Here is a 3338-nt window from a genome sequence, read left to right as displayed (position 1 = left end):
ATGCAGGATGACGGCAATCTTGTCGTCTACGATGATGCGACCAGTCAGGCTCTTTGGTCGAGCCAGCATGGCAAGCTTGCTGAGGCCGGCGATCTCAGCGGAGGATGGAGCGACGTCCGCGCGCTGGAATACATCGCGAGCCACGACGATCTGATGGATGCCTATGGGGTTAATCCCGAGAGCGGGCGCCTCCACTACAACAGCAGCGGCGAAACTGAGGCGCGGCAAATCAGCTTCTCGGCGGCCGACTATGTCGCAGCCAATTCCGATCTTCAGGAGGCCTTCGGCAACGATCTGATCGCCGCATCCAGGCACTATATCGAAACCGGCCGCTATGAAGGCCGCATCCTTAGCCCCGGCGGCGAGCCTGAAGAGCCCGATGCGCGGTTGGTCTTCAATGACGCGGATGGCAACGGGGCCGGAGAGGTCCTGGTTGGCGGCGCGTGGCTTCCGGCCGGGATCGAGGATCCGGATGCCTATTTCCAGTCGGGTATCGGGATAGTCGATCTTGGCGACGGGCGCCGGATGAGCGTCCTGCGCGACGGCGGCGCGCCCTTCCCGGTCACGGATCTGGGGCCGACGCTGTCCAGCGGGATCATGGCCGCAAACGAGCGGCTCGTCTCAGCGAACGGGCAGTATTCCGCGACGTTCCAGACCAACGGTGACTTCGTCGTCCGGCAGATCCAGCCCGATGGAGCCGAGGCTGTTCTGTGGACCTCTAATACCGGCGATGGGGGCGTCGACCGGTTCCTGGCGCTTCAGGCCAACGGCAATCTCGGTGTCTATGACGCGACCCATGTCAATCTCTGGGATACCGCGACGGGAGGCTACGATCCCGAGGCAGGCCATACCTTTTCGCTGAGCATGCAGGACGACGGCAATCTCGTTCTCTACAGCGACAGCGATGGCGAAGTGCTCTGGTCGAGCCTTGCAGCGGGACAGCAATCGGCCGCCGACGCGGCCCGGGCCGGATCGATCATGGACGGCTCGCAGATCTACGATGCCGGCAGTTCGATCACCTCGATGAACGGTCGGTTCGGGGCGGTCTTCCAGGAGGACGGGAACCTGGTCGTCTATGACCACACGGCAGGTCAGGCGATCTGGGACAGCGGAACGGCCGGCGATGCCGCAGGCGGGGTCCTTGCGGTCCAGCGCGACGGCAACCTCGTCATCTACACGGAGCCGGGCCAGGCCGAATGGGCATCGGACACGGCCAACGCGGAGGCCGACCGCGACTTCGTCCTTCAGATCGGGGATGACGGCAATCTCGTTCTGTCCGACACGCGCGACGGGGGCGCGCTTTGGTCCAGCATGGGCGGCACACACCGCGAGGCCGGCGGCATCGCGCAGCCCGGCCCGCTGGGGATCCCGACAGGAGATGCCGCCGAGACCTATGCCGTCACGCTGAACGGCGAAGAGGTCGTCGGGGATGTCAGCGGCGATACCGTCGCGGCAGCCATGATGCTGGCCGAATGGCTGGCGGCAGGGATCCTATCGCAGGACCAGTATCTTGAGTTCATCGGCAATCCGACCCTTCTATCGGCGCTCGATAAGGCCATGTCGGTGGGATCCGGACAGATCGAGGTCAATAGCGAGGCCGAGATCGCGCTGCGCGAGATGCTGTCCCAGACCGAGGACCAGATCCGGGAGACCCTGTCGCGGGGCTTCGATCTGGCCGCCGGTCCCGAGGCCGATCAGCTGGCTGCGCTGAACCTGCTGGCCTATGGCCACAGCCCGGCCTTCTACGAGATCTTGATGAACTGGACGCTGACCGTTCATCCCGGCCTCGATCTTCGCTTTGACTACAACACCGGCAGGTCGAGCTACCTGATGATCGATGGCGAACGCGTTCGCCAGCCGGACGGTCGCTTCTTCTTCAAGTACAGCGAGACGCAAGAGGCCGGCGGGAACGACGAGGGTTCGGTCTCTGCTTCGGTCCCGGAATCGGAGTTTCTCGACTGGCTGGTCGGCAAACTCTCTGGCGGAGATGCCCACAGACACGTTCCGGTGACGTATTTCAGAGAGGGCAGCGATCACGAGAAAGGCACCTTCGCCGTTCGCAGAAACGATGACGGGGACTATGACACCGTTCGATCCTCTGTGCGTGTCGCCCCGAACCTCGAGAACCTTTTGGGGATCTCCCGCGACCTGGACGGCTGGGGGCACACGGAACGCGAAGCTCTTGTCGAGGATATTCTGGGCAAGGACGTCTCTTCCAATTCTCGCCGCTACGACGGCGATGAGGATCATCGGGCGATGAAGGATCCCGCGACGGTCTGGGGCTTTGACTTCGATGACAACTGGTCGGGCCATGTCGGGCATTTCGGCAGTGCGCTTTATCGCGAATCGATGGATCTGCTTCACCCCGGCCTGCTTGAAGGGTTCGATGCGATCCTGCTGAACGCAGACGATGCGGTCGTGGAGAACCAGACGCAGATCAGCGATTACGATGTGATTGCGGTCGGTGGATCCGACCTCGTGATCAATGGATTGTCCGGTGACGGAACGATCTCGCTTGCGCGGACGACCGATACGACCGTGATCGGCGGTGCCGGTTTCCTGCAGGTCGATGCGGAGGAGACGGACGGTCTGCGCGTGGAGGATACCGTCGAGCAATCGCCCACCGCCAGCGATGTTCAGGGAGAGAACGGTACAATCATCGATCTTGAGGGCGATACGACAGGGACGTCGATCCATACGGACGAGGATGTCACGGCGATCAGCCTCGATGACGGGATCCATGAAGACGTCACGATCATCGCCGACGGAAACACCTCCGTGGAGGTCGAGGACGGCGCGACCATTCGGGGCGGCTATATCGACGGCGACGATGCCGAACTCGAGTTCACCGCGCAGCCCGGATCGACCCTGGAAGATATCCATATCGATGGCGGGGACGGTGACGACCGGTTCACCTTCGGCGGCGATGTCGTAAAGGGCAGCGTCATCGAGACCGGCGATGGAAGCGACTACATCGTCATCCATGACACGTTTACAGGCGAGTTCGATCTGTCCGACACGGAAGCGGCCTGGATGTGGGCGAACCGCGACGACATCTACGAGTTCGACACCGTCGCGCTGGAGGCTCTGCAAGGCGAAGGCTGGCAGCTTCTAGAGACGGAAGACGGCAAGAAGCTGATCGCGCGAGACGAGACCGGCGCGATCCTGGCGCAGATCAACCTGACCGGCGACAGCGACCATCTGGAATCGATCTATACGTTCGACGAGAACGGCAAGGTCGCCAGCCTGCAAAACATCGCCCCCGAAGTCCGCTTCAAACTGGCATGGCTTGGCACACTCAGCAGCGTGCTGATGTTCGTGGGCAATTTCTTCCCGCC

The 3338-nt window shown here is 62.5% G+C and carries 1 protein-coding gene; it reads left to right on the top strand.

Going from position 1 to position 3338, the window contains the following annotated elements:
- Positions 1-3338, top strand: a 3338-nt coding sequence (locus tag AAD018_RS18400) for a hypothetical protein (RefSeq protein ID WP_459382427.1), incomplete at both ends; no start/stop codon positions are given.

It is taken from the genome of Aestuariibius insulae (assembly GCF_040783535.2).
GTDB lineage: Bacteria > Pseudomonadota > Alphaproteobacteria > Rhodobacterales > Rhodobacteraceae > Aestuariibius > Aestuariibius insulae.
Note: the sequence above shows the minus strand (reverse complement) of the source record. Positions and strands in the feature narration are given on the sequence as shown.